Here is a 22,967-nt window from a genome sequence, read left to right on the forward strand (position 1 = left end):
CGACCGCCATGGCGGCGGACAACTGGGCGTCGGTGGGGCCCGGATCGCCGTCCAGCAGCCAGACGTAACCGAGGACGACACCCCGGTGGCGTACGGGGAGGCAGACTCGGCCCCGCAGCACGCCCGCCTCGGGGGTCGGGGGGATGCGGACCGGGGCGGTCGCCCGGGTGATGCCGAAGCCCTCGAACCACTCCCGCACGGCCGCCGTCGAGCGGCGCGTCAGGATCGAGCGGGTCCGGACCGGGTCCAGGGCCGACGGATCGAGGTCGCCCTCGCTGTCGTACGCGCCGAACGCGATCAGCTCGAAGTCACGGTTCTCCAGCGTCGCCGGGGCGCCGAGCAGCGCCGAGATCTCGTCGACGAGCTCCTGGTAGTCACCCACGTGGTGGAACGATGCGGCGTCCGGCGTCACGAGGGCATTCTCCCCCATCCCACGGCACCCTTCATACATCTGTCTGAGATCTGCGGCACGGATGCGTGACAGCTGTCGATGGTCGGCGGACGGGGGGATCCTTAGGTTTCACGGTGGTTCTATCTGCTGGTTTGTGGAGGTGCCCCGTGCTGGGTCCCGTGATTCTCGCCGCGTCGCGCAGCGACCGGATGCGACGCCTGATCTCGGCCGCGCCCTTGACCAAGCAGGTCGTCGACCGCTTCATCCCCGGGGAGGGCGTCGACGACATCGTCCCCGTCGTCGAGGACCTCACCGCCGCGGGCCTCGAAGTGACGATGGACGTCGTCGGCGAGGACATCACCCGTCCCGAGCAGGCCACCGCCGCCCGTGACGCCTACCTGGAGCTGATCGACCGGCTCGGCGGGCTGGAGCTGGGCGAACGCGCCGAGATGTCGGTCAAGCTGTCCCTGTTCGGGCAGGCGCTGGAGGGCGGCCACGAGCTGGCCCTCGCGAACGTCCGCCCCGTCGTCGAGGCCGCCGCCGCGATCGGCACGACCGTGACCCTCGACGCGGAGGACCACACCACCCTCGACTCGATGTTCGCCATCCACGAGGAGCTGCGCCGCGACTTCCCGCAGACCGGCTGCGTCATCCAGGCCTACCTCTTCCGCACCGAGGCCGACGCCCGCCGCCTCGCCGCGAACGGCAGCCGGGTGCGCCTGGTGAAGGGCGCCTACAAGGAGCCCGCCTCCGTCGCCCACCAGCAGAAGACCGAGATCGACAAGGCGTACGTCCGCACCCTGAAGATCCTCATGGACGGCGAGGGGTACCCGATGATCGGGTCCCACGACCCCCGCCTCATCTCCATCGCCCAGGAACTCGCCCACCGTGCCGGGCGCAAGCTCGACGAGTACGAGTTCCAGATGCTGTACGGCATCCGCACCGACGAGCACCACCGGCTCGCCGCCGAGGGCCACCGCATGCGCGTCTACACCGCCTACGGCACCGACTGGTACGGCTACTTCATGCGTCGCCTGGCGGAGAAGCCGGCCAACCTGCGCTTCTTCGTCCGCTCGATGATCAGCAAGGGCTGAGCCCGAAAACCGCCCGCTCAGTAAGGAGTTACGGAACTTATGGACGCTGTGACCCAGGTCCCCACCCCCGTCAACGAGCCGGTGCACGGCTACGCCCCCGGCTCACCCGAGCGGGCCCGGCTGGAGGCCAAGCTGAAGGAGCTGGCCGAGAACCCGATCGACCTGCCGATGACCATCGGCGGCGAGAAGCGGATGGGCGGCGGCGACCGCTTCGACGTCGTGCAGCCGCACAACCACAAGGCCCGCCTGGGTACTTACGCCAACGCCACCCAGCAGGACGCGCGGGACGCCATCGACGCGGCCCTCGCCGCCGCGCCCGCCTGGCGCGCGATGTCCTTCGACGACCGCGCCGCGATCATCCTGCGCGCCGCCGACCTGCTCGCCGGCCCCTGGCGCGAGACCATGGCCGCCTCCACCATGCTCGGCCAGTCCAAGACCGCCCAGCAGGCCGAGATCGACACCCCCTGCGAGCTGGTCGACTTCTGGCGCTTCAACGTCAAGTACGCCCGCGACCTGCTGGCCGAGCAGCCCCCGGCCAACTCCCCGGGCGTCTGGAACCGCCTCGACCACCGCCCGCTCGAGGGCTTCGTCTACGCGATCACCCCGTTCAACTTCACGGCGATCGCCGGCAACCTGCCCACCGCGCCCGCCCTCATGGGCAACGTGGTCGTGTGGAAGCCGAGCCCGACCCAGACCCACGCCGCCGTGCTGCTCATGCGGCTGCTGGAGGAGGCGGGCCTGCCGAAGGGCGTCATCAACCTCGTCACCGGGGACGGCATCGAGGTCTCGAAGGTCGCCCTGGAGCACCGCGACCTCGCCGGCATCCACTTCACCGGCTCCACGAAGACCTTCCAGTACCTGTGGAAGACGGTAGGCGCCAACATCGAGAAGTACCGCTCCTACCCGCGTCTGGTCGGCGAGACCGGCGGCAAGGACTTCGTCGTCGCCCACCCGAGCGCCGACCGCGCGGTGCTGAAGACGGCCCTCACCCGGGGTGCCTTCGAGTACCAGGGCCAGAAGTGCTCGGCGACCTCCCGCGCCTACATCCCGGCGTCCATCTGGAACGACGGCTTCAAGGAGGAGTTCGCCGCCGAGGTCGACCACCTCACCATGGGTGACGTCACCGACCTGTCGAACTTCATCGGCGCCGTCATCGACGAGCGCGCCTTCGCCAAGGTCAAGGCCGCCATCGACGGCGCGAAGGCCGACCCGGCGTGCACGATCGTCGCGGGCGGCTCCTACGACGACTCCGTCGGCTGGTTCGTCCGCCCGACCGTCGTCGAGTGCGCCGACCCGGAGCACGACGTGTTCACCACCGAGTACTTCGGGCCGTTCCTCGCGGTGCACGTCTACGAGGACGACAAGTACGAGGAGATGCTGACCCAGATGGAGTCGGTGTCCGACTACGCCCTCACGGGCGCGGTCATCGCCGGTGACCGCGCGGCCGCCGCGTACACGATGGACAAGCTCCGCTACGCCGCAGGCAACTTCTACATCAACGACAAGTCCACCGGCGCGGTCGTCGGCCAGCAGCCGTTCGGCGGCGGTCGCGCCTCCGGCACGAACGACAAGGCGGGCGCCCCGCAGAATCTGATGCGCTGGACCCTGACCCGCGCGATCAAGGAGACGCTGGTCCCGCCGACGGACTACACGTACCCGCACATGGGCTGACCCCGCGGTACCGACAGCGGGCCGGATCGATGAGGATCCGGCCCGCTGTCGTATTCCCACCTCCCCGCGCCCCCGGCCGCCGCGACAATGGGGAGATGGCCGCACCCGGACTCCGCACAGCGCACACCGCCGACCTCACTCCCGCCGAACTCGGCGCCGTGCGCGGGCTGTTGTACGACGCCTTCGACGCCGACTTCTCGTCGCAGGACTGGGACCACACCCTGGGTGGCGTGCACGCGCTCGTCCACGACGAGCGGGGTCTCGCCGGACACGGCGCGGTCGTCATGCGGCGGGTCCGCCACGGGGCGCGGTGGCTGCGCGTCGGCTACGTCGAGGGGGTCGCCGTACGCCGGGACGTGCGGCGGACCGGGATCGGCGCCCGGATCATGGCCGCCCTGGAAGGCGTCGTCACCCGCGCCTACGACCTCGGCGCGCTCTCCGCGAGCGACGAGGGCGCCCACCTGTACACCGGCCGCGGTTGGCGGGTGTGGGCCGGACGGATCAGCGCGCTCGGCCCCGACGGGGTGGTCCGGCTGCCCGAGGAGGAGGGCTCCGTGTACGTGTGGCCCGCGCCTGCCGCCGTGGACGATCCCGAGGCCGAGTTGGTCTTCGACTGGCGGGACGGCGACGTGCTCTGATCGGGCCGTCCGGGGAATCGGTGCTCGGGTAAAACGCGCAGCTCAGAGGGGTGTGACCCAATCCACCGTCTCAGATAGTAGGAAGTCCGATTAATTGTGGAGACAGATGCCCCGGCCTCGCTTAGCTTTGTAGGAGCCGAACGTCTCGCTCGACCCAGCGAATGGCGGTCGTGAGCCGGAGGCCCTAGGCAGGCAACCCCTGCGGCCCCGCTCCCCGGCCCATCCGGGGGCACCTCCCCGCCCTTTAGTAAGCCCTTTAGGCGGTGGGGGAGTCTCACAGCCCTCCGCTTCCGTACTCCGGTATGCCTCGAAGGAGTCGATTCCCCATGGCCGAGACGACTGTCCGCCGCCGAGTCCGCCACGTTTCCCGGACCACCGAGTCCGACCGCAAGAACGCTGCCGCCGCCCTCCAGCGTGCCCTCGACCGCAGGGACAACGGCGGCTCCACCGGGCACTGAGCCGCCCCACCAGCCGGGAGCCGCACCCGTTAGGGGTGCGGCGCGGCCGTGGGGCATCGGCTCACGCGCCGCGCCGCACCTCGAAGTGGTCGATGCGCTTGCCGTTCTGCGCGAGCGCCGACACCTTGAGCCGGGGCCTGGCACCCGTCTCCGCCTCCACCGACAGGAACGAGAAGCCGGTGTAGCGGACGCGGGACCACTCCACGACCTCCGTCTTGCGGTCCTTGGACTTCGTCCACCGGAAGGACTCGATCGAGTCCTGGTCGCGGACCTTTCCCTCGTAGCTGTCCTCGACGCCCGGGGGGAACGCGTACAGCTCCTTTCCGCCCCCGCCCGCCGTGACGTACACGATGCCGTCCCGTGTCGGGTCGGTCGAACCGCCGATCGGCACCGGCCTGCCGACCTCGCCGTTCTTGATGGCGTCGGTCCGCTCGTACGCGTGGTTGTGCCCGTTGATCACCAGGTCCACCTGGTGCTTGGCGAACAGCGGATCCCACTCGGCGCGCACGCCCCCGTCGGACGCGTGGCGGGAGGTGGAGTAGGCGCAGTGGTGGAAGTAGACCACGATGAAGTCCACCGCCTGGTCGGCCCGCAGCTCGCCGAGCCGCCTGTCGAGCCACTTGCTCTGCCTGCCGTCCGTGTGGCCCAGGTTGGCCGGGATCTCGTACGACACGTCGTTCGCGTCGAGCGCGACCACACCGACGTTGCCGTAGACGAACGAGTACACGCCCGGCGCCCCGCGCGGGTCGAAGCCGCTGTCCGGGAGCGACCAGCGGGCCACCTGGCCGCCGTAGCCGTCCGGTGAGTACCAGGCCTCCATGTCGTGGTTGCCGGTCGTCACCATCCACGGCACCGACTTCGCCACCAGCTCGTTCTGCTTGAGGAACAGGTCCCAGAAGCCGGGGTCGTAGGAGTCCGACTTCTCGCCGTGGCCGGTGGTGTCCGCGTAGCAGATGTCGCCCGCGTGGAGATGGAAGGCGGGGCTCTCCCGCAGCAGCACATGGTCGTTGGCGAGCGCGTCCTTGCTGACGCCCTGGTCGCCGAAGGCGGTGAACACGAACCGTTCCGGACGCGCGGGCGCCGTACGGAAGGACGTGATCGTCTTCCGGTGGGCCGGCGCGGCCGGGTCGAAGCCCTCGTGGCCGACGCCGTAGTAGTACGTCGTGCCGGGCCTGAGACCGTCCAGGGCCGCGTGCACGTAGTACTGCTCGAACGCCGGGCGCACGCCCTGGAGTTCCGGGGTGTACAGGTCGCGGATCTCGGCGTCGACGCGCCGGCTCAGGTCCTCGGGGCGCAGCCCCACCCGCACGAAGGGCTTCTTGACGGCCGCCGGCAGCTGCCAGGAGATCCGCATCTGCGTCTTCGGGTCGGCGCCGAAGGCGAGATGGCGGCCGAAGGGCACGACGGCCGAGGCGGGCACCCGTTCCGTGGCCGTGACGGAGGGCGAGGGGGACCGCCGCCCGGTCGCCGTACCGGACCCGGAGCAGCCGGTCAGCAGCCCGCTCGCCACCGCCCCGGCGGTCACCAGCGTGCGCCGCCGCGTCAGCTTGGTGCGCAGGTACTCGTACTGCTCCGGCATGCTGAGACGGCGGGCCAGCTGCTCGGGGATGCCGACGTCGGGGACGGGGAGTCCGGGGGGCGTCCCCCTGGATGGCGCAGTCATGCTGGGCAACTTCCCAGCAGATGCCAACTCCCGGCAAACACACGGGTGAACGCCGGCCAACGGCTCGGTGCCGACGTCACCCCGGCGCGTCCATATCGCGGACAGCGCGTGTCATCCCGTGGGACAAGGAGTACGGTGCCGCACATGTCTCGCAGCCTCAATCTCGCAGTGATCCCCGGTGACGGCATCGGTCAGGAAGTCGTGGCCCAGGGTCTCAAGGTCCTCTCCGCCGTCCTTCCGCAGGATGTGAAGCTGGAGACCAAGGAGTACGACTTCGGTGCCAAGCGCTACCACGCCACCGGTGAGACCCTCACCGACGCCGACCTCGACGCGCTGAAGCAGCACGACGCGATCCTGCTGGGCGCGATCGGCGACCCGAGCGTCCCCTCCGGCGTCCTGGAGCGCGGCTTCCTGCTCAAGCTCCGCTTCGCCTTCGACCACCATGTGAACCTGCGTCCGTCGAAGCTGCTGCCGGGTGTCGCCACCCCGCTCGCCGGCCAGCCGGAGATCGACTTCGTCGTGGTCCGCGAGGGCACCGAGGGCCCGTACACCGGCAACGGCGGCACCATCCGCAAGGGCACCCCGCAGGAGGTCGCCACCGAGGTCTCCGTGAACACGGCCTTCGGTGTCGAGCGCGTGGTCCGCGACGCCTTCGCCCGCGCCCAGGCCCGCCCCCGCAAGAAGCTCACGCTGGTCCACAAGAACAACGTGCTGACCTTCGCGGGCCACCTGTGGACCAACATCTTCAACAAGGTGGCCGAGGAGTTCCCCGAGGTCACCACCGACTACATCCACGTCGACGCCGCGACCATCTACCTGGTCACCGACCCCGGCCGCTTCGACGTGATCGTCACCGACAACCTCTTCGGCGACATCATCACCGACCTCGCCGCGGCCGTCTCCGGCGGCATCGGCGTCGCCGCCTCCGGGAACATCAACCCGTCCGGCGAGTTCCCGTCCATGTTCGAGCCCGTCCACGGCTCGGCCCCGGACATCGCCGGCCAGGGCAAGGCCGACCCGTCCGCCACGGTCCTGTCCGTCGCCCTGCTCCTGCGCCACCTCGACTACGAGGCGGAGGCCGCACGTATCGAGGAGGCCGTCTCCGCCGACCTCGCGGAGCGCGTCGGCAAGCCCGCCCGTTCGACGAATGAGATCGGCGACGCCCTCGCCGTACGAGTAGCCGGCTGACCCTCCCCCACTGCCCGAATGGCGTGGGGGGACCCCCAGCGCCACTCGAAACTCCCCCGGACCCGGAGCCCCGCGGCCCCGTCCATCAGGGGGAGTCCTTCGGAAGCCGCCGGGTCGCATGGCACCCGGCGGCTTCCGCATGCTCCCGCCGGGTGTCACCATCATCCCCTGGGCCGCATCGCACCGTTTTCGTCCACGGTCATCCACGTTTCGTCCACGCCTCCCGCCAGGCGATAATCGAACGAGGTGCCGCGGAATGAGGGAATGCTCGGACGTCCTCACACTGGCCACTGGCAGTGCCGGACGTGAGCGCGGCCCGTCACACACAACCGGTGAAGGACATCACTCATGACGACGCCCACGATCGAGCTGAAGCCGTCCGCCCATCCGCTCTCGGATGCCGAGCGCGAGGCGATCCTGGCCAACCCCGGCTTCGGCCGCCACTTCACCGACCACATGGTGACGATCAAGTGGACCGAGGGCCGTGGCTGGCACGACGGGCAGCTCGTGCCGTACGGCCCGCTCTCCCTCGACCCCGCGAACATGACCCTGCACTACGCGCAGGAGATCTTCGAGGGCCTCAAGGCGTACCGCCGGCCCGACGGCTCCGTGGCCACGTTCCGCCCGGAGATGAACGCCCTGCGCTTCCAGAAGTCCGCCCGGCGCCTCGCGATGCCCGAGCTGCCGGTGGAGACCTTCATCGAGGCGTGCGACCTGCTGGTCCAGCAGGACCAGGCATGGGTGCCCGCGCACGGCGGTGAGGAGTCCCTGTACCTGCGCCCCTTCATGATCGCCACCGAGGTGGGGCTGGGCGTGAAGCCGGCCAACGAGTACCTCTTCCTGGTCATCGCCTCCCCGGCCGGCGCCTACTTCCCCGGTGGCGTCAAGCCCGTCTCCATCTGGGTCTCCGAGGACCACGTCCGCGCCGTCCCCGGCGGCATGGGCGACGCCAAGACCGGCGGCAACTACGCCGCGTCCCTGCTGGCCCAGGCCGAGGCCGCCGCCGAGGGCTGCGCCCAGGTCTGCTACCTCGACGCGGTCGAGCGGAAGTGGGTCGAGGAACTCGGCGGCATGAACCTGTACTTCGTGTACGGCGACCGCATCGTCACCCCGTCCCTCACCGGTTCGATCCTGGAGGGCGTCACCCGTGACTCCCTGCTGACCGTCGCCGCCGACCTCGGCTTCACCGCCGAGGAGGGCCGTATCTCCATCGACCAGTGGCAGGCCGACGCCGAGAGTGGCGCCCTCACCGAGGTCTTCGCCTGCGGCACCGCCGCGGTCATCACGCCCGTCGGTACGGTCAAGCGCACCGGCGCCGCCTGGCAGCAGGCCGGCGGCGAGCCCGGCCCCGTCACCCTCAAGCTCCGTGAGGCCCTGCTGGACATCCAGCGCGGCACGGTCGAGGACAAGCACGGCTGGATGCACGTCCTGGCCTGACACCCACACCGGCCCGGCCCAGGGGGCCGCCGCGGACCACGCGTCCGCGGCGGCCCCTTCCGCGTTCCGGCCCGCGCTCGTTCCGGCCCGTGCTCGTTCCGGCCTGCGCTCGTTCCGGCCTGCGCTCATTTCCGGTCTGCGCTCTTTCGGTCCGGGCTTAGGTCGACCCGTGCTTTGAATGACACTCAAACAATCGTCGGTTATCCATTCCCCACCCTTCCGTCCTCCTGTGCCCCGAGTTTAGAGTGGCGCTCTAATTCTTACGGTCCCAGGAGGTGCCGCCCATGCGACTCACCCCCACCGAGCGCGACCGCCTGCTGCTGTTCGGTGCCGCGGAGCTGGCGCGGGCCCGGCGGGCGCGCGGCCTGCGGCTGAACGTCCCCGAGGCGACCGCCCTCGTCGCGGACACCGTCTGCGAGGCCGCGCGGGACGGGGCGAGGCTCGACGAGGCGATCGCTCGGGCGCGGTCGGTGCTCGGGCCGGACGACGTACTGCCCGGTGTCGCGGACGTCGTCACCGAGGTACAGGTCGAGGCCGTTTTCGACGACGGCTCCCGGCTCGCGGTGGTCGAGAACCCGATCGGCGGCGGCCTCGGCGAGCGGGCGCCGGGCGCGCTGCTGTCGGGGCCCGCGCACACGGACCCCGAGGCGGTCGTGCGGCTGACGGTGACCAACACCGCCACCGTGCCCGTCTCCGTCACCTCCCACTTCCACTTCTTCGAGGCCAACCCGCGGCTGGACTTCGCGCGGGCCGAGGCGTACGGGATGCGGCTGGCCGTGCCCGCCGGGTCCTCGGTGCGGTTCGGGCCGGGGGAGAGCGTGGACGTGGGGCTGCTGCCCCTCGGGGGCGAGCGGATCGCCATCGGCTTCGCGGGACTCGTCGACGGGCCCCTCGACGCCCCCGGAGCGAAGGAAGAGGCCCTGCGCAGGGCCGCCGCCTGCGGATATCTGGGAGCCGTGCGATGAACCCCTCCAGCAGCGGCCCGGCGAACCGCCCGGCGGCCACCTCGATCGACCCGTACGCGTACGCCGCCACCCACGGCCCCCGCGCCGGGGACCGGCTCCGGCTCGGCGACTCGGGTCTCGTGATCCGGGTCGAGTCCGACGCCCAGCGGTACGGCGACGAGTTCCTCGCGGGCTTCGGCAAGACCGCGCGGGACGGGCTGCACCTCAAGGCGGCGGCGGTCCGCGAGACCTGCGACGTGGTCATCAGCAACGTCGTGGTGATCGACGCGGTGCTGGGCATCCGGAAGGTGTCGATCGGCATCAGGGAAGGGCGCATCCACGCCGTCGGGCGGGCCGGGAACCCGGACACCCTCGACGGGGTCGACGTCGTGGTCGGCACGGGCACATCCATCGTGTCCGGCGAGGGCCTCATCGCCACCGCGGGAGCCGTGGACACGCATGTCCATCTGCTGTCGCCGCGGATCATGGAGGCCTCGCTGGCCTCCGGGGTGACCACGATCATCGGCCAGGAGTTCGGGCCGGTGTGGGGTGTCGGGGTCAACTCCCCGTGGGCGCTACGGCACGCGTTCGCCGCGTTCGACGCCTGGCCGGTCAACATCGGTTTCCTCGGCCGGGGTTCGTCGTCCCACGAGGCCCCGCTGGTCGAGGCCCTCGCCGAGGGCGGCGCCTGCGGCTTCAAGGTCCACGAGGACATGGGCGCCCACACCCGGGCCCTGGACACGGCGTTGCGCGTCGCCGAGGAACACGACGTCCAGGTGGCCCTGCACAGCGACGGGTTGAACGAGTGCCTGTCGGTCGAGGACACCCTGCGCGTACTGGAGGGCCGTACGATCCACGCCTTCCACATCGAGGGCTGCGGCGGCGGCCATGTGCCCAACGTGCTGAAGATGGCCGGGGTGCCGAACGTCATCGGCTCCTCCACCAACCCGACCCTGCCCTTCGGCCGGGACGCCGTCGCCGAGCACTTCGGGATGATCGTCTCCGCCCACGGGCTCAAGACGGACCTGCCCGGAGACGCCGCCCTGGCCCGCGAGCGCATCCGCGCCGGGACGATGGGCGCCGAGGACGTGCTGCACGACCTGGGTGCCATCGGCATCACCTCGTCCGACGCGCAGGGCATGGGACGCGCGGGGGAGACCGTGCGCCGGACCTTCGCCATGGCCGGGAAGATGAAGGCCGAGTCGGGCGCCCCGGACGACCACGACAACGAGCGCGTCCTGCGCTACATCGCCAAGCTCACCGTCAACCCGGCCATCGCGCACGGCCTCGCCCACGAGATCGGCTCCCTGGAGGTCGGCAAGCTCGCCGACATCGTGCTCTGGCGCCCCGAGTACTTCGGCGCCAAACCCCAGCTGGTGCTGAAGTCCGGCTTCCCGGCCTACGGCGTCGTCGGCGATCCCAACGCGGCCACCGACGCCTGCGAACCCCTCGTACTGGGCCCGCAGTTCGGGGCGCACGGGGCCACGGCCGCCGACCTCTCCGTCGCGTTCGTGGCGCGCGCCGCGCTCGACGCGGGCGCCGACCTGCTGCCGACCCGCCGCCGCAGGGTCGCCGTGCGCGGCACCCGGGGCATCGGCCCCGCCGACCTGATCCGCAACTCCCGCACCGGCTCGGTCGACGTGGACCCGCGCACCGGCCTCGTCACCCTCGACGGGGAGCCGCTCCGCTCCGAGCCGGCCGACTCCGTCTCCCTCAACCGGCTGTACTTCCTCTGAGAGGCCCCCTCCATGTCCGCTGCCGCCGACGGCTTCCGCATGCCCGCCGAATGGGCCCCGCACGAGCGCACCTGGATGGCGTGGCCCGGCCCCAACCCCACCTTCGACAACACCGACGACGTCGCCGCCGCCCGCGCCGCCTGGGCGTCCGTCGCCCGCGCCGTCCGCCGCTTCGAACCCGTGACCGTGGTGTGCGGACCGGGACAGGCCGCCGAGGCCGCCGCCCTCCTGGGCCCCGGCATCGACACCGTCGAACGCGACCTGGACGACGCCTGGATGCGTGACATCGGCCCCACCTTCCTCACCGACGGCCGGGGCCGACTGGCCGCCGTGGACTGGCGGTTCAACGGCTGGGGCGCGCAGCCCTGGGCCCGCTGGGAGCACGACGCGAGGATCGCCGGGTCCGTGGCGGACCTCGCCGGGGCGCGGACGTACGCCTCGACGCTCGTCAACGAGGGCGGCGCGATCCACGTCGACGGCGAGGGCACCGTCCTGCTCACCGAGACCGTGCAGCTCGGGCCCGAACGCAACCCCGGCTGGACCCGCGACGAGGTCGAGGCCGAGATCCACGCCCAGCTGGGCACCCGCAAGGCGATCTGGCTGCCGCGCGGCCTCACCGGTGACTACCCGCCCGGCGGCTTCGGCACCCTGGGCCACGTCGACATCGTCGCCGCGTTCGCCCGCCCCGGCGTGGTCGTCGCCCACTCCCAGCCCGACCCCGCCCACCCCGACCACGAGATCACCGAAGAGATCATCGGACTGCTGCGGGCCCAGACCGACGCGCACGGGCGGCCCCTGGAGGTCGTCGAGGTCCCCGCGCCGACCGAACTGGAGGCCGACGGCCGCTGGGCCGACCACTCCTACATCAACCACTACCTGTGCAACGGCGGAGTCGTCCTGTGCGCCTTCGACGACCCCCGCGACGAGGATGCCGCCGCGATCTTCCGCCGGCTGTTCCCCGACCGCACGGTCACCCTGGTCGACGCCCGCACGATCTTCGCCGGCGGGGGAGGCATCCACTGCATCACCCAGCAGCAGCCCCGGGCCGGCGTCCGGTAGAAACGTACGGATGACCACACCACCGAGCGCACCCGTGCGCGTCCTGCGCTGCGCCACCTGCGACCGGCCCCTCACGGAGCCGCTGCGCCTGGTGCCCGAAGTGCCCGAACGTCCGCTGTACGCCGGGCACGCCGGGCAGAAGAACGCCGACGGCTCGCGGGACGTCCCGTCGACGATGCCGCGCGGGACCTACGCGGTGGATCCGCTGCCGTGCGGGGCACCGTACGTTCCGCACCCCGATCCCGAGTGGATGGACGTCGCCCATCCCGGCAACGCGGTGACCCTGGACCCCGACGGGCCGGGCTGTCTGATGTCCGCCGGGCCGCGCGACACCCTGGTGGTGCACCCCGAGGACACCCGGCGGTACCTGTCCCCCGACCCGGCCGTGCAGGAGTCCGGATGCTGCGAGGTGGGACGCACGGGGCCCAACGAGCTGTGCGGAGGGTGCGGCGCGGTGGTCGCGACGCTGTTCGCCGGCTGCACCGGCCCCTACGAGACCCACTTCCTGCCCGACGCCGTACGCGTGGCCGCCCCATGACCCGCCGCCGCAACACCGCCCCGCCCCGCGAGGAGGTCCTCGGCGCCGCCATGGCCATGATCGCCGAGCGGGGTCTGGAGAAGCTCACCATGGCGGCGCTCGGCCGCGAGGTCGGCATGAGCAGCGGCCATCTCCTCTACTACTTCCACTCCAAGGACGAGCTGCTGCTGCGGACCCTGGAGTGGAGCGAGGGCCGGCTCGGCGCCGAGCGCGCCCGGCTCCTCACCCGGACCGCCCCGGCCCGCGAACGCCTGGACGCGTACGTCGACCTGTACGTCCCCGACGGCCACCGCGACCCCCACTGGACGCTCTGGCTGGAGGTCTGGAACCGCTCGCAGAACGCCGACGACGAGGCCCGCGACCGCCAGGCCGCCATCGAGGGCGCCTGGCACCGCGACCTGGTGGCGCTGCTCGCCGAGGGCATGTCGCGCGGCGAGTTCCGGACCGTCGACCCCGACCGGTTCGCCACCCGGCTGCGCGCCCTGCTCGACGGCTTCTCCATCAACGTGGCCATCGGACTGCGCGGCGCCGACCGCGACCGGATCCTGTCCCACGTACGGGAGTTCCTGGACGAGTCACTCGGCTGAACGCGGCACGCGACCCCACCCGCGCCCCGGCCGCCACCGTGCCCGCGACAGCGCGCTGTTCGCATCCTGAGACGGACGGTGAGGGCGGGGACGGTCTGTGCCAGACTGCCCCCGTGCTCTCGTTCGCCATGATTATTGGCAGCAGGCGCGCCGGTCCGCAGTGACCGCCACGTACGACCACGTACGGGCGGACACCGTCGTCCTCGACCCGCGCGCAGACCTCTCGCACCCGCGAGAGGTTTTTCGCTTTTCTGGCCCACCCCCAGCCGGGAACGCAGCGCGCGGGATGATGGGAGGACGGTGGAGCCGGTCATTCCGGTACAGACCGAGATCCGACATCAGGAGCCGAACACCATGACGGAAACCAGCGAACTCGACGACTCGTTCCACGTCTTCGACACCACCCTGCGCGACGGCGCCCAGCGTGAGGGCATCAACCTCACCGTCGCCGACAAGCTGGCCATCGCTCGGCACCTGGACGACTTCGGAGTGGGCTTCATCGAGGGCGGCTGGCCGGGCGCCAACCCGAGGGACACCGAGTTCTTCGCCCGCGCCCTGAAGGAGATCGACTTCAAGCACGCCCAGCTCGTCGCATTCGGCGCCACCCGCCGCGCCGGCGGCAGAGCGAGCGAGGACCCGCAGGTCAAGGCGCTCCTCGACTCCGGTGCCCCGGTCATCACCCTCGTCGCCAAGTCCCACGACCGCCATGTGGAGCTGGCGCTGCGCACCACCCTGGAGGAGAACCTGGAGATGGTCCGCGACACCGTCTCCCACCTCCGGGAGCAGGGCCGCCGGGTCTTCGTCGACTGTGAGCACTTCTTCGACGGCTACCGCGCCAACCCCGAGTACGCCAAGTCCGTCGTCCGCACCGCCGCCGAGGCCGGCGCCGATGTCGTCATCCTCTGCGACACCAATGGCGGCATGCTCCCCGCCCAGGTCCAGGCCGTCGTCTCCACCGTCCTCGCCGACACCGGCGCCCGGCTCGGCATCCACGCCCAGGACGACACCGGCTGCGCGGTCGCCAACACCCTCGCCGCCGTCGACGCGGGCGCCACCCACGTCCAGTGCACGGCCAACGGCTACGGCGAACGCGTCGGCAACTCCAACCTCTTCCCGGTCGTCGCGGCCCTGGAGCTGAAGTACGGCAAGAAGGTCCTCCCCGACGGCGCCCTGCGCGAGATGACCCGCATCTCCCACGCGATCGCCGAGGTCGTCAACCTGACCCCCTCCACGCATCAGCCGTACGTGGGTGTCTCCGCCTTCGCGCACAAGGCGGGCCTGCACGCCTCCGCCATCAAGGTCGACCCCGACCTGTACCAGCACATCGACCCCGAGCAGGTCGGCAACACCATGCGGATGCTGGTCTCCGACATGGCGGGCCGCGCCTCCATCGAGCTCAAGGGCAAGGAGCTGGGTGTCGACCTCGGCGGCGACCGGGAGCTGATCGGCCGGGTCGTCGAGCGGGTCAAGGAGCGCGAACTCAAGGGCTACACGTACGAGGCGGCGGACGCGTCGTTCGAGCTGCTGCTCCGCGAGGAGGTGGCCGGCAAGCCGCTGCGCTACTTCAGCACCGAGTCCTGGCGCGCCATCGTGGAGGACCGCCCCGACGGCAGCCACGCCAACGAGGCCACCGTCAAACTGTGGGCCAAGAGCGAGCGCATCGTCGCCACCGCCGAGGGCAACGGCCCGGTCAACGCCCTCGACCGCGCCCTGCGCGTCGCCCTGGAGCGGATCTACCCCCAGCTCGCCAAGATGGAGCTGGTCGACTACAAGGTCCGCATCCTGGAGGGCAAGCACGGCACCAACTCCACGACCCGCGTGCTGATCTCCACCACCGACGGCGCCGGCGAGTGGTCCACGGTGGGCGTCGCCGAGAACGTCATCGCCGCGTCGTGGCAGGCCCTGGAGGACGCCTACACGTACGGCCTGCTCCGGGCCGGGGTCGAACCCGCGGAATGACCCCCCGAGAGACCGAAGGGCCGCGCCCCGGCAGGTCGGGGGCACGGCCTTAGTCCCTGTCGAGCGGGCGGGGGTGCGACTTGGTCCGTTGTGCGGGGGCTGGGGTGCGGCATCGTCCAGCCTGCGGGGGCTGGGGCGCGACTTCGTCCGTCGTGCGCGGGCGGGGGCGGCCTTCCTCTCCCACGCCGGCCGGGTGCGGCCCCCGTCTCTCCCTCGTAGGCCGGGGCTCTGCCCGGGGTCCGAGGGCCCACCGGGATCCGTGCCTCGGCCTTCGCTCGTACGGTCGTGCGGTCACCCTTGCTGCGACGGCCCCCGTCCGGAACCGAACCCCTCGGTTCCGGTTCCGGACGGTCCGATCGTCCGTTTTGCCGGGGACCGAGGTAGCTTCGAAGGTATGAAGGGCGCACCGGTCCGGTCTCTGGCCCGTCTCTTTATCGTGCCGCTCATCGCCGCTGCCCTGGCGGTGCTGGCGGTCGGCGCGCCGGGTGCCCGCGCGGCCACGGACCTCTCGACGGTGGCCGCGGCGCTGCGCGAGAGCCCCGTCTATGTCGACCCGGCCGCCTCCGGTCTGCTCGCCGCGTCCGACGCCGAAGCGCTCGCCGACAAGATCGTCGACGCGGACGAGCCGGTCTTCGTGGCAGTTCTCCCGGCCGGCTACCCCACCCAAAAACTCTTCCGGAACCTCCGCACGGAGACCGGCATCACCGGCCTGTACGCCGTCCGCCTCGGCGACCGCTTCGACGCGAAGGCCGATGAGAGCGTCCTGAGCCCGCGGACCGTGTCCAACCTGGTCGCGGCGGCACAGGGCGCGGGTGACGCCAAGGCCCAGCTCAACGACTTCGTGGACGACGCCCTGCGCAGCAACCCGGGCGGCACGGCCCCGTCGAGCTGGGGCGGCGGCGGAGGCGACGCGGGCGTGGACGTCGGCGCCCTGGCCGCCGCCGGCGCGGTGGTGGCGGCGGGCGGTGTCGGCGCGTACGCCCTGGTCCGCCGGCGGCGCCGCCGGGAGGAGGCGGAGCGCCGCGAGGCCCTGGAGAAGCTGCGCGTGGTGGTCGACGAGGACATCACCGCCTTCGGCGAGGAACTCGACCGGCTGGACTTCCACCCCGCCGAGGCGGGCGCGGACGACGCGATGCGCGCCGACTACGAGCGGGCCCTCGACGCCTACGAGCAGGCGAAATCGCTGATGGCGGCGGCCACCCGCCCCGAGGACGTGCGCGCGGTCACCCAGGCTCTGGAGGACGGTCGTTTCTCTCTCGCCCTGCTGGCCGCCCGCCGGGAGGGCCGTCCGCTGCCCGAACGCCGTGCCCCCTGCTTCTTCGACCCCCGCCACGGCCCGTCGGTCGCCGACGTCCTGTGGACCCCGCCGCTGGGCGGCGCGTCCCGCGAGGTCCCGGTGTGCGCGGCGGACGAGGCCCGACTGGCGGACGGCCAGGAGCCCATGGTCCGCGAGGTGGAGACGGTCTCCGGTGCCCGCCGCCCCTACTGGGACGCGGGCCCCGCCTACGGCCCCTGGGCGGGCGGCTACTTCGGCGGCGGCATCCTCCCCGGCCTCCTCGTCGGCACGCTGCTCGGCAGCATGATGGCGACCCCCTCCTACGCGGCCGTCTACGGCGCCGGCTACGGCGACTTCGGGGCGGACGGCGGCTATGGCGGCGGTGACGTCTCCGGCGGCGACTTCAACACGGACGACTTCTCCGGCGGCTTCGGCGGCGGCGACTTCGGAGGGGGCGGCGACTTCGGCGGAGGAGACTTCGGCGGCGGCTTCTGAGCACGGACGAGCGAGGAGTACGGAGACGAGTACGGGCACGGGCCCGGCGCGTCGAGCGCCGGGCCCGTGGACGTCTTACGGCGTGGCGCCGTGGGTGCCGGGATGCCGGTCAGAGCGTGGCGGCGGCCGACGCTATCTGGGAGGCGAAGGTCGAGACCTCGGAGTAGACACCCGGGGCGTTGGGGCGGGCGCAGCCCTCGCCCCAGCTGACGATGCCGACCTGGATCCAGGCGCCGGCGTTGTCGCGGCGGAACATCGGGCCGCCCGAGTCGCCCTGGCAGGTGTCGACGCCGCCCGAGGCGAAACCGGCGCAGATCTCGTCGCCGGCGACGAGGTCGCTGTAGAGGCCGCCGTAGGCACGACAGGTCGCGTCACTGATGAACGGGACCGTCGCCTTGAGCATGTAGCGCTGCTGGGCGCCGCCCTCGCGGGCCGCTCCCCAGCCGGCGACGGTGAAGTCACCGGTGTTGTACTGGGTGTTGGTGGCGATCTTCAGGGTCGGCAGGTTGATCGGCTGGGCGAGCTTGATGAGTGCCCAGTCCTTGCCGGTGCCGTTGTAGCCGGGGGCGCGGTACACCTTCGTGGAGCGGACCTGGACCCGCCCGCTGGTGCTCTGGAGGTCCACGACACCGGCGGTGGCGGTGATGCTCGTGTTGTTCCCGGTCGCGCCGACACAGTGCGCGGCGGTGAGGACGATCTGCTGCGTGTACAGCGCGCCGCCACAGCCCATCGACAACCGGACCATGAACGGGAACTCGCCCTGTGCCGCACGTGTGCCGCCGACGACCGGTGACGGGGCGGCCTGAGCCGCCGAGACCGGCTGGAGGCTCGCGATCGCGAGCGCGGCGGCGCCGACGGCGGCGCATCTCTTCAGGGCGGTGATGAGTCGCTTCAAGGTGATGCCTTCCGTGGGGGGTCGAGCATGCGAGGACTCGTGCAACCGATCCCAGATTTGACGAGAGCATGCCAAATCGGCGCCGGGGAGCGCCGCATGCTGGCATGCTCAAATCAATTTCTGTTGCTGGATTATGAGAACGCCGCAACCCCTCACACAAGAGGTCCGAACCAGCCACCTGGTTTCCTGTCGCCCCCGCTTATAGGACAGGAACTGACCTATAGCCCGTCTAGCGTGGCCTCATGGTCACTCACGACAGCACCGAGGCCCCCGCGTCCGTCGAAACCCGCGTGCCCGCGGACGCGTTGGCGTTCGAGGACGCCGACCGGCTCGACGCGTGGCTGGGCGCCCATCCCGCGCCGCACCCCGGTCTGTGGGTGAAGGTCGCCAAGAAGGGGAGCGGGATCCCGTCCGTCGGTGCCGGGGAGGTCAATGACGTCGCCCTCTGCCACGGCTGGATCACCGGGCACCGGCGCCGGTTCGACGAGGCCCACTATCTCCAGCGGATCACACCGCGCAGGCCGCGCGGCGACTGGTCGATGGTGAACGTGCGCAGAGTCGAGGAACTGACCGCCGAGGGCCGGATGCGACCCGGCGGTCTCGCGGAGGTCGACGCCGCGAAGGCGGACGGACGCTGGGCCTCGGCGTACGCGTCCCAGAAGGAGGCGGCCGTACCGGAGGATCTGGAAGCGGCCCTCGCGCACCGACCTCGTGCCCGACAGGTGTTCGACCGGCTCGGGAGGACCGACCGGTACCTCCTCGTCCTGGGACTGCTCAAGGCCCGTACGCCCCGTACGCGTGCCGCCCGGCTGGGGGCGGCACTGGAGAGGCTGGAAGCGGGCCGACCGGAGTAGGGACCGACCGCTCCCCGGTGGATCGCCGACCGCGGTGAGGACCGGCCGCTCCCCGGTGCGTCACCGACCGCGGTGAGGGCCGGCCGCTCCCCGGTGGGGCGTCGGCCGGTCCGTCCCGCTTCCGCTCGCCCGGGTCACTCGGCGTTGCGGATCGCCGAGATGTCGAAGCGCAGCTTGATCTTGTCGGAGACCAGCACGCCGCCCGTCTCCAGCGCGGCGTTCCAGGTGAGGCCCCACTCGGAGCGCAGGATCTCCGCCTTGCCCTCGAAGCCGACGCGCTCGTTGCCGAAGGGGTCCTTGGCGGCGCCGTTGAACTCCAGGTCGATGGTGAGCGGCTTGGTGGTGCCGAGGATGGAGAGGTCGCCGGTGATGCGGTAGTCGTCGCCGCCGAGCGCCTCCGCGGAGGTCGAGCGGAAGGTCATCGTCGGGAACTCGTCCGTCTTGAAGAAGTCCGCGCTCTTCAGGTGTCCGTCACGGTCGGCGTTGCCGGTGTCGATGCTGTCCATCGTGACGTCGAGGGAGGCGGTCGAGCGGGACGGGTCCGTGCCGTCGAGGTGCAGCGAGCCCGAGAAGTCGAGGAAGCTGCCCTTGACGTTGGTGACCATGGCGTGCCGGGCGACGAAGCCGAGCGTGGTGTGGGACGCGTCGATCGTGTAGTCGCCGGTCAGCGCGGCCAGCTCGGGGTTCACCGGGGAGGCGGTCGCCACAGCCGTCTCGGGGGCGGCGGTGTCGTTCTTGCGGCCGAAGATGCTCATGACGTGCTCCTTGGGGGTGATGTCGTTCAATGTTCAACCAACTGAACACGGCCCACCGTAGACCTATTCCGTCCGGCTTTCAACCTTGTCGAGTGGGTGATCGTCAGGTCACACAGCGTTGATCTCCGCTCGCGGAGGTGATACGGCATGGGCATGACCCCCACGCGTCGTACGTTCCTGCTCGCCGCGACCCTGGCGGCGACCCCCACTCCCACTCTCGCGCACGCCGCACTCTCCTCCGCCGACGAGGAGCCGGACGAGCCCGACGAGTTCGAGGCGCTCCGCCACCGCTGGCTCACCATCGCCCTCGGCACCGGCTACGACCCCACCGCCGAGCCCTACGTCTCCCGCCTCCGTGAGACCGGCGAGCTGGCCCGGGGCTTCCGGGCGACCATGGCGCCCGCTGCCCGCTCCCTCTGGCCCGACCGCCCCTTCGACCCGCCCGTCGGCATCACGCAGAGCTACGCGCGGCTGTGGACGATGACCCAGGCGTACGTCCAGCCCGGCACCGGCTCGACCGGCGACACCACCCTCCTCGAGGACATCATCCGCGGCCTCGACCACCTCTCCGCGACCGTCTACAACCCCTCGACCACCCGCTACGGCAACTGGTGGGAGTGGCAGATCGGCAGCCCTCGCCTCCTGACGGACATCGTCGCGGCCCTCCACGACGAGCTGACGCCCGCCCGGAGGGACGCCGCCTGCGCGGCCGTCGACCACTTCGTCCCCGACGCGATGCTGCGCGATTACACCGGCACCTCCACCGGCGCCAACCGGGTCGACCTCTGCCGCTCCGTCGCCCTGCGCGGCATCCTCGGCCGGGTCCCCGACAAGATCGCCCTCGCCAGGGACGCCCTCTCGCCGGTCTTCCCGTACGTCACCCAGGGGGACGGGCTCTATGTCGACGGCTCCTTCGTGCAGCACACCTGGGTCGCCTACTCGGGGACGTACGGACAGGTGATGCTCGATGGGCTGGGGCGGCTGTTCGCCCTGCTGGCCGGGTCCTCCTGGCAGGTCACCGACCCGGGCCGGCGGATCGTCCTCGACAGTGTCGAGCGGGCGTACGCCCCCCTCATCCATGACGGCCTGGTCATGGACACCGTCAACGGCCGGGCCATCAGTCGCGGACACCTCAAGAGCGACGACCGGCACGTCCTGCGGGGCGACCACTTCCACGGGCAGGCGCTCATCGCGGCGATCGCCCTTCTCGCGCTGGGCGCCGACACGGCCGAGCGCGAGCGGTGGCACGGACGGATCAAGGGGTGGATCGAACGCGAGACGGTGACCCCGATCCTCACCGCCCCCCAGTTCGGCGTCGCGGACCTGGCCCGGCTCCACGCCGTCGCCGCGTCCCCGGCACCGCCCGCCCCCGACCCCGTCGGGCACCGCCTGTTCGCCGCCATGGACCGCGCCGTCCACCGCCGCCCCGGCTTCGTGGCCGCCCTCTCCCTGGCCTCCGCCCGCATCGCCCACTACGAGTGCGGCAACGGCGAGAACCCGCGCGGCTGGCACACCGGAGCCGGGATGACCCTGTGGTGGCCCAGGGGGCGCGGCACCCGGTCCGATCAGTACACCGACTGGTTCTGGCCGACCGTCGACTGGTACCGGCTCCCCGGCACGACCGTCTCCACCAAGCGCCTCGCCGACAAGGAGGGCGGCGAGTGGGGCGCGCCGAAGCCCGCCGTACGGTGGGTCGGCGGGACCGCGGACGGCGAATACGCGGCGATCGGCCAGCACCTCAAGGGGCTGGGCTCCACCCTCCAGGCCCACAAGTCGTGGTTCTGCGTCGACGACTGCGTCATCTGCCTCGGCGCGGGGATCAGCTGCGCGGACGGCGTCCCCGTCGAGACCGTCGTCGACAACCGCAATCTCGGCCACCCCGACGACAGCGGGCACCACCCCTTCGTGCAAGGCCCGGGCTGGGCCCACCTGGCGGGTCACGGCGGCTGGGTCCTGCCCGGCCGCACCCGGGCGGACCTGCGCACCCTCCGCGAGGACCGCACCGGCGCCTGGTCCGACATCAACACCGGCGGCACCACCGAACGCCGCACCCGGCGCTGGCAGACCCTGTGGCTGGACCACGGCACCGACCCCACCCACGCGGCCTACGTCTACGTCCTGATGCCCGGGGCGTCCCGCCGAGCCGTCGCCGCCCGTGCCGCCGACCGGCGGTGGTTGTCGCTCCTCGCCAACGACAGCGCGTGCCAGGCGGTCCACGTCGCCCCGCTCGGCGTGACGGCGGCGAACTTCTGGACGGCCGGCCGGGCCGGACCGCTCACCGCCTCGGCCGGCGCGAGCGTCCTCGTCCGCCGCCGGGGCCGCACCGCTACCCTCTGCGTGAGCGAACCGCCACGCACCGGCGAGCCCGTCGAGATCACCTGGAACGGCCTGGTCCGCTCGGTGGCCCGGACCGACGCCTCCGTCGAGGTGCTGGAGGCGACAGAGCGCCGTGTACGGCTCCGCGTGACCCCCGGCACCGCCTGCGCCACCCACACCTGTGACGTGACTCTCGCCTGAGGCGACCACCCGCCTTTGTGGGACCCCGACAAGCCGCACACCCCCTGAGCAGTCGGGTCGGCTGCATGCCGGAACAGTTCTGTTCAGGGGTACCAGGAAAACGCGCCGGAGACTGTACGGAGTCAACGGCCCGGTTTTCTTGTTCGACTTCGTAAGGTCGCTACATGACCGTTTTGGATGAGGCGCTGGGTGAGCCGACGGACGCGCGTGGGCGAGTGGCCGAACTGCACGAGATTCGTGCGCAGGCGATCGCCGGCCCGAGCGAGAAGGCGACCGAGGCGCAGCACGCCAAGGGCAAGCTGACCTCCCGGGAGCGTATCGAGCTGCTGCTGGACCCGGGCTCCTTCAACGAGGTCGAGCAGCTGCGCCGGCACCGGGCCACCGGCTTCGGTCTGGAGGCCAAGAAGCCGTACACCGACGGTGTGATCACCGGCTGGGGCACGGTGGAGGGCCGCACGGTCTTCGTCTACGCCCATGACTTCCGTATCTTCGGCGGCGCCCTTGGTGAGGCCCACGCCACGAAGATCCACAAGATCATGGACATGGCCATCGCGGCCGGTGCCCCGCTGGTCTCCCTCAACGACGGCGCCGGCGCCCGTATCCAGGAGGGCGTCTCCGCCCTCGCCGGCTACGGCGGCATCTTCCAGCGCAACACCAAGGCCTCCGGTGTCATCCCGCAGATCAGCGTGATGCTCGGCCCCTGCGCGGGCGGCGCGGCCTACAGCCCCGCCCTGACGGACTTCGTGTTCATGGTCCGCGAGACCTCGCAGATGTTCATCACCGGCCCGGACGTCGTCAAGGCGGTGACCGGC

The 22,967-nt window shown here is 71.5% G+C and carries 19 protein-coding genes and 1 pseudogene; 16 read left to right on the top strand and 4 right to left on the bottom strand.

The window, feature by feature from the left end; genetic code table 11:
• Nucleotides 1–430 (bottom strand): annotated as a pseudogene (locus M8J73_RS34125) (PucR family transcriptional regulator); the annotation flags it as partial.
• A gap of 128 nt (nucleotides 431–558) precedes the next feature.
• Here M8J73_RS34125 and M8J73_RS34130 point away from each other — a divergent pair.
• The 4 genes from M8J73_RS34130 (at nucleotide 559) to M8J73_RS45005 (ending at nucleotide 4,252) form a co-directional block, all read left to right on the top strand.
• Nucleotides 559–1,485, top strand: a complete 927-nt coding sequence (locus M8J73_RS34130) for a proline dehydrogenase family protein (RefSeq protein WP_055539871.1) — start codon at nucleotides 559–561, stop codon at nucleotides 1,483–1,485.
• Between the two features lie 39 nt (nucleotides 1,486–1,524).
• Complete coding sequence (pruA, locus tag M8J73_RS34135; RefSeq protein WP_055539870.1) at nucleotides 1,525–3,156, top strand: L-glutamate gamma-semialdehyde dehydrogenase; 1,632 nt, start codon at nucleotides 1,525–1,527, stop codon at nucleotides 3,154–3,156.
• Nucleotides 3,157–3,251: 95 nt separating this feature from the next.
• Entirely contained in the window at nucleotides 3,252–3,794 is a 543-nt protein-coding gene (locus M8J73_RS34140) for a GNAT family N-acetyltransferase (RefSeq protein ID WP_055541129.1), read from the top strand.
• A gap of 326 nt (nucleotides 3,795–4,120) precedes the next feature.
• A complete protein-coding gene (locus M8J73_RS45005; protein WP_005479955.1) occupies nucleotides 4,121–4,252 on the top strand; it encodes a hypothetical protein in 132 nt (43 codons plus the stop codon).
• Nucleotides 4,253–4,313: 61 nt separating this feature from the next.
• On the opposite strand, the gene M8J73_RS34145 is transcribed toward M8J73_RS45005, so the two are convergent.
• On the bottom strand, nucleotides 4,314–5,915 hold the full coding sequence (locus M8J73_RS34145) for a purple acid phosphatase family protein (protein WP_055541125.1): 1,602 nt from the start codon (nucleotides 5,913–5,915) through the stop codon (nucleotides 4,314–4,316).
• Between the two features lie 144 nt (nucleotides 5,916–6,059).
• Between M8J73_RS34145 and M8J73_RS34150 the strand changes: the two genes are divergently transcribed.
• The 9 genes from M8J73_RS34150 (at nucleotide 6,060) to M8J73_RS34190 (ending at nucleotide 17,134) form a co-directional block, all read left to right on the top strand.
• Nucleotides 6,060–7,103: a 3-isopropylmalate dehydrogenase gene (locus M8J73_RS34150; protein ID WP_055541126.1), complete on the top strand. Its 1,044-nt coding sequence runs from the start codon at nucleotides 6,060–6,062 to the stop codon at nucleotides 7,101–7,103.
• Nucleotides 7,104–7,451: 348 nt separating this feature from the next.
• On the top strand, nucleotides 7,452–8,540 hold the full coding sequence (locus tag M8J73_RS34155; RefSeq protein ID WP_055541127.1) for a branched-chain amino acid aminotransferase: 1,089 nt from the start codon (nucleotides 7,452–7,454) through the stop codon (nucleotides 8,538–8,540).
• 284 nt (nucleotides 8,541–8,824) lie between these two features.
• Nucleotides 8,825–9,505 carry an urease subunit gamma gene (gene ureA / locus M8J73_RS34160; protein ID WP_249829470.1) on the top strand — a complete coding sequence of 227 codons (681 nt, stop codon included), beginning with the start codon at nucleotides 8,825–8,827 and terminating at the stop codon, nucleotides 9,503–9,505.
• Nucleotides 9,502–11,220, top strand: coding sequence for an urease subunit alpha (locus tag M8J73_RS34165; RefSeq protein ID WP_249829471.1), 1,719 nt, complete (start codon nucleotides 9,502–9,504; stop codon nucleotides 11,218–11,220). Before ureA ends, M8J73_RS34165 begins: the two co-directional genes overlap by 4 nt.
• A 12-nt stretch (nucleotides 11,221–11,232) precedes the next feature.
• The gene (locus M8J73_RS34170; protein WP_249829472.1) at nucleotides 11,233–12,279 is read left to right on the top strand and encodes an agmatine deiminase family protein; all 1,047 of its coding nucleotides are present in this window, start codon (nucleotides 11,233–11,235) and stop codon (nucleotides 12,277–12,279) included.
• A gap of 10 nt (nucleotides 12,280–12,289) precedes the next feature.
• Nucleotides 12,290–12,817: a hypothetical protein gene (locus M8J73_RS34175; RefSeq protein ID WP_240501666.1), complete on the top strand. Its 528-nt coding sequence runs from the start codon at nucleotides 12,290–12,292 to the stop codon at nucleotides 12,815–12,817.
• Nucleotides 12,814–13,404 carry a TetR/AcrR family transcriptional regulator gene (locus M8J73_RS34180; RefSeq protein ID WP_055541927.1) on the top strand — a complete coding sequence of 197 codons (591 nt, stop codon included), beginning with the start codon at nucleotides 12,814–12,816 and terminating at the stop codon, nucleotides 13,402–13,404. The genes M8J73_RS34175 and M8J73_RS34180 overlap by 4 nt, the downstream gene beginning before the upstream one ends.
• Before the next feature lie 354 nt (nucleotides 13,405–13,758).
• Complete coding sequence (gene cimA / locus M8J73_RS34185; protein ID WP_055515425.1) at nucleotides 13,759–15,363, top strand: citramalate synthase; 1,605 nt, start codon at nucleotides 13,759–13,761, stop codon at nucleotides 15,361–15,363.
• A gap of 394 nt (nucleotides 15,364–15,757) precedes the next feature.
• A complete protein-coding gene (locus M8J73_RS34190) occupies nucleotides 15,758–17,134 on the top strand; it encodes a hypothetical protein (RefSeq protein WP_249829473.1) in 1,377 nt (458 codons plus the stop codon).
• A 109-nt stretch (nucleotides 17,135–17,243) separates the two neighbouring features.
• Here the strand turns inward: M8J73_RS34190 and M8J73_RS34195 are convergent, their stop codons facing one another.
• On the bottom strand, nucleotides 17,244–18,029 hold the full coding sequence (locus tag M8J73_RS34195) for a S1 family peptidase (protein WP_055541642.1): 786 nt from the start codon (nucleotides 18,027–18,029) through the stop codon (nucleotides 17,244–17,246).
• A 242-nt stretch (nucleotides 18,030–18,271) separates the two neighbouring features.
• Here M8J73_RS34195 and M8J73_RS34200 point away from each other — a divergent pair, with 242 nt between their 5' ends.
• Nucleotides 18,272–18,883, top strand: coding sequence for a YdeI/OmpD-associated family protein (locus M8J73_RS34200; RefSeq protein WP_055541641.1), 612 nt, complete (start codon nucleotides 18,272–18,274; stop codon nucleotides 18,881–18,883).
• Between the two features lie 134 nt (nucleotides 18,884–19,017).
• On the opposite strand, the gene M8J73_RS34205 is transcribed toward M8J73_RS34200, so the two are convergent.
• Nucleotides 19,018–19,638, bottom strand: coding sequence for a YceI family protein (locus tag M8J73_RS34205; RefSeq protein ID WP_055541640.1), 621 nt, complete (start codon nucleotides 19,636–19,638; stop codon nucleotides 19,018–19,020).
• 147 nt (nucleotides 19,639–19,785) lie between these two features.
• Here M8J73_RS34205 and M8J73_RS34210 point away from each other — a divergent pair, with 147 nt between their 5' ends.
• Nucleotides 19,786–22,155 (top strand): polysaccharide lyase 8 family protein, encoded by a 2,370-nt coding sequence (locus M8J73_RS34210; protein ID WP_249829474.1) that lies wholly within the window; start codon nucleotides 19,786–19,788, stop codon nucleotides 22,153–22,155.
• Between the two features lie 164 nt (nucleotides 22,156–22,319).
• A partial coding sequence (locus M8J73_RS34215; RefSeq protein ID WP_283947282.1) for a carboxyl transferase domain-containing protein occupies nucleotides 22,320–22,967 on the top strand: 648 nt, incomplete at its 3' end.

The sequence above is a fragment of the Streptomyces neyagawaensis genome (genome assembly GCF_023516595.1).
GTDB lineage: Bacteria > Actinomycetota > Actinomycetes > Streptomycetales > Streptomycetaceae > Streptomyces > Streptomyces neyagawaensis.

Bases quoted from the DNA above. Each gene is read 5' to 3' on its own strand.
- M8J73_RS34175 (WP_240501666.1), top strand. From the start codon at position 12,290: ATGACCACACCACCGAGCGCACCCGTGCGCGTCCTGCGCTGCGCCACC.
- M8J73_RS34200 (WP_055541641.1), top strand. From the start codon at position 18,272: ATGGTCACTCACGACAGCACCGAGGCCCCCGCGTCCGTCGAAACCCGC.
- M8J73_RS34205 (WP_055541640.1), bottom strand. From the start codon at position 19,638: ATGAGCATCTTCGGCCGCAAGAACGACACCGCCGCCCCCGAGACGGCT.
- cimA (WP_055515425.1), top strand. From the start codon at position 13,759: ATGACGGAAACCAGCGAACTCGACGACTCGTTCCACGTCTTCGACACC.
- M8J73_RS34180 (WP_055541927.1), top strand. From the start codon at position 12,814: ATGACCCGCCGCCGCAACACCGCCCCGCCCCGCGAGGAGGTCCTCGGC.
- M8J73_RS45005 (WP_005479955.1), top strand. From the start codon at position 4,121: ATGGCCGAGACGACTGTCCGCCGCCGAGTCCGCCACGTTTCCCGGACC.
- M8J73_RS34140 (WP_055541129.1), top strand. From the start codon at position 3,252: ATGGCCGCACCCGGACTCCGCACAGCGCACACCGCCGACCTCACTCCC.
- M8J73_RS34170 (WP_249829472.1), top strand. From the start codon at position 11,233: ATGTCCGCTGCCGCCGACGGCTTCCGCATGCCCGCCGAATGGGCCCCG.
- M8J73_RS34155 (WP_055541127.1), top strand. From the start codon at position 7,452: ATGACGACGCCCACGATCGAGCTGAAGCCGTCCGCCCATCCGCTCTCG.
- M8J73_RS34145 (WP_055541125.1), bottom strand. From the start codon at position 5,915: ATGACTGCGCCATCCAGGGGGACGCCCCCCGGACTCCCCGTCCCCGAC.
- M8J73_RS34210 (WP_249829474.1), top strand. From the start codon at position 19,786: ATGGGCATGACCCCCACGCGTCGTACGTTCCTGCTCGCCGCGACCCTG.
- pruA (WP_055539870.1), top strand. From the start codon at position 1,525: ATGGACGCTGTGACCCAGGTCCCCACCCCCGTCAACGAGCCGGTGCAC.
- ureA (WP_249829470.1), top strand. From the start codon at position 8,825: ATGCGACTCACCCCCACCGAGCGCGACCGCCTGCTGCTGTTCGGTGCC.
- M8J73_RS34190 (WP_249829473.1), top strand. From the start codon at position 15,758: ATGAAGGGCGCACCGGTCCGGTCTCTGGCCCGTCTCTTTATCGTGCCG.
- M8J73_RS34165 (WP_249829471.1), top strand. From the start codon at position 9,502: ATGAACCCCTCCAGCAGCGGCCCGGCGAACCGCCCGGCGGCCACCTCG.
- M8J73_RS34150 (WP_055541126.1), top strand. From the start codon at position 6,060: ATGTCTCGCAGCCTCAATCTCGCAGTGATCCCCGGTGACGGCATCGGT.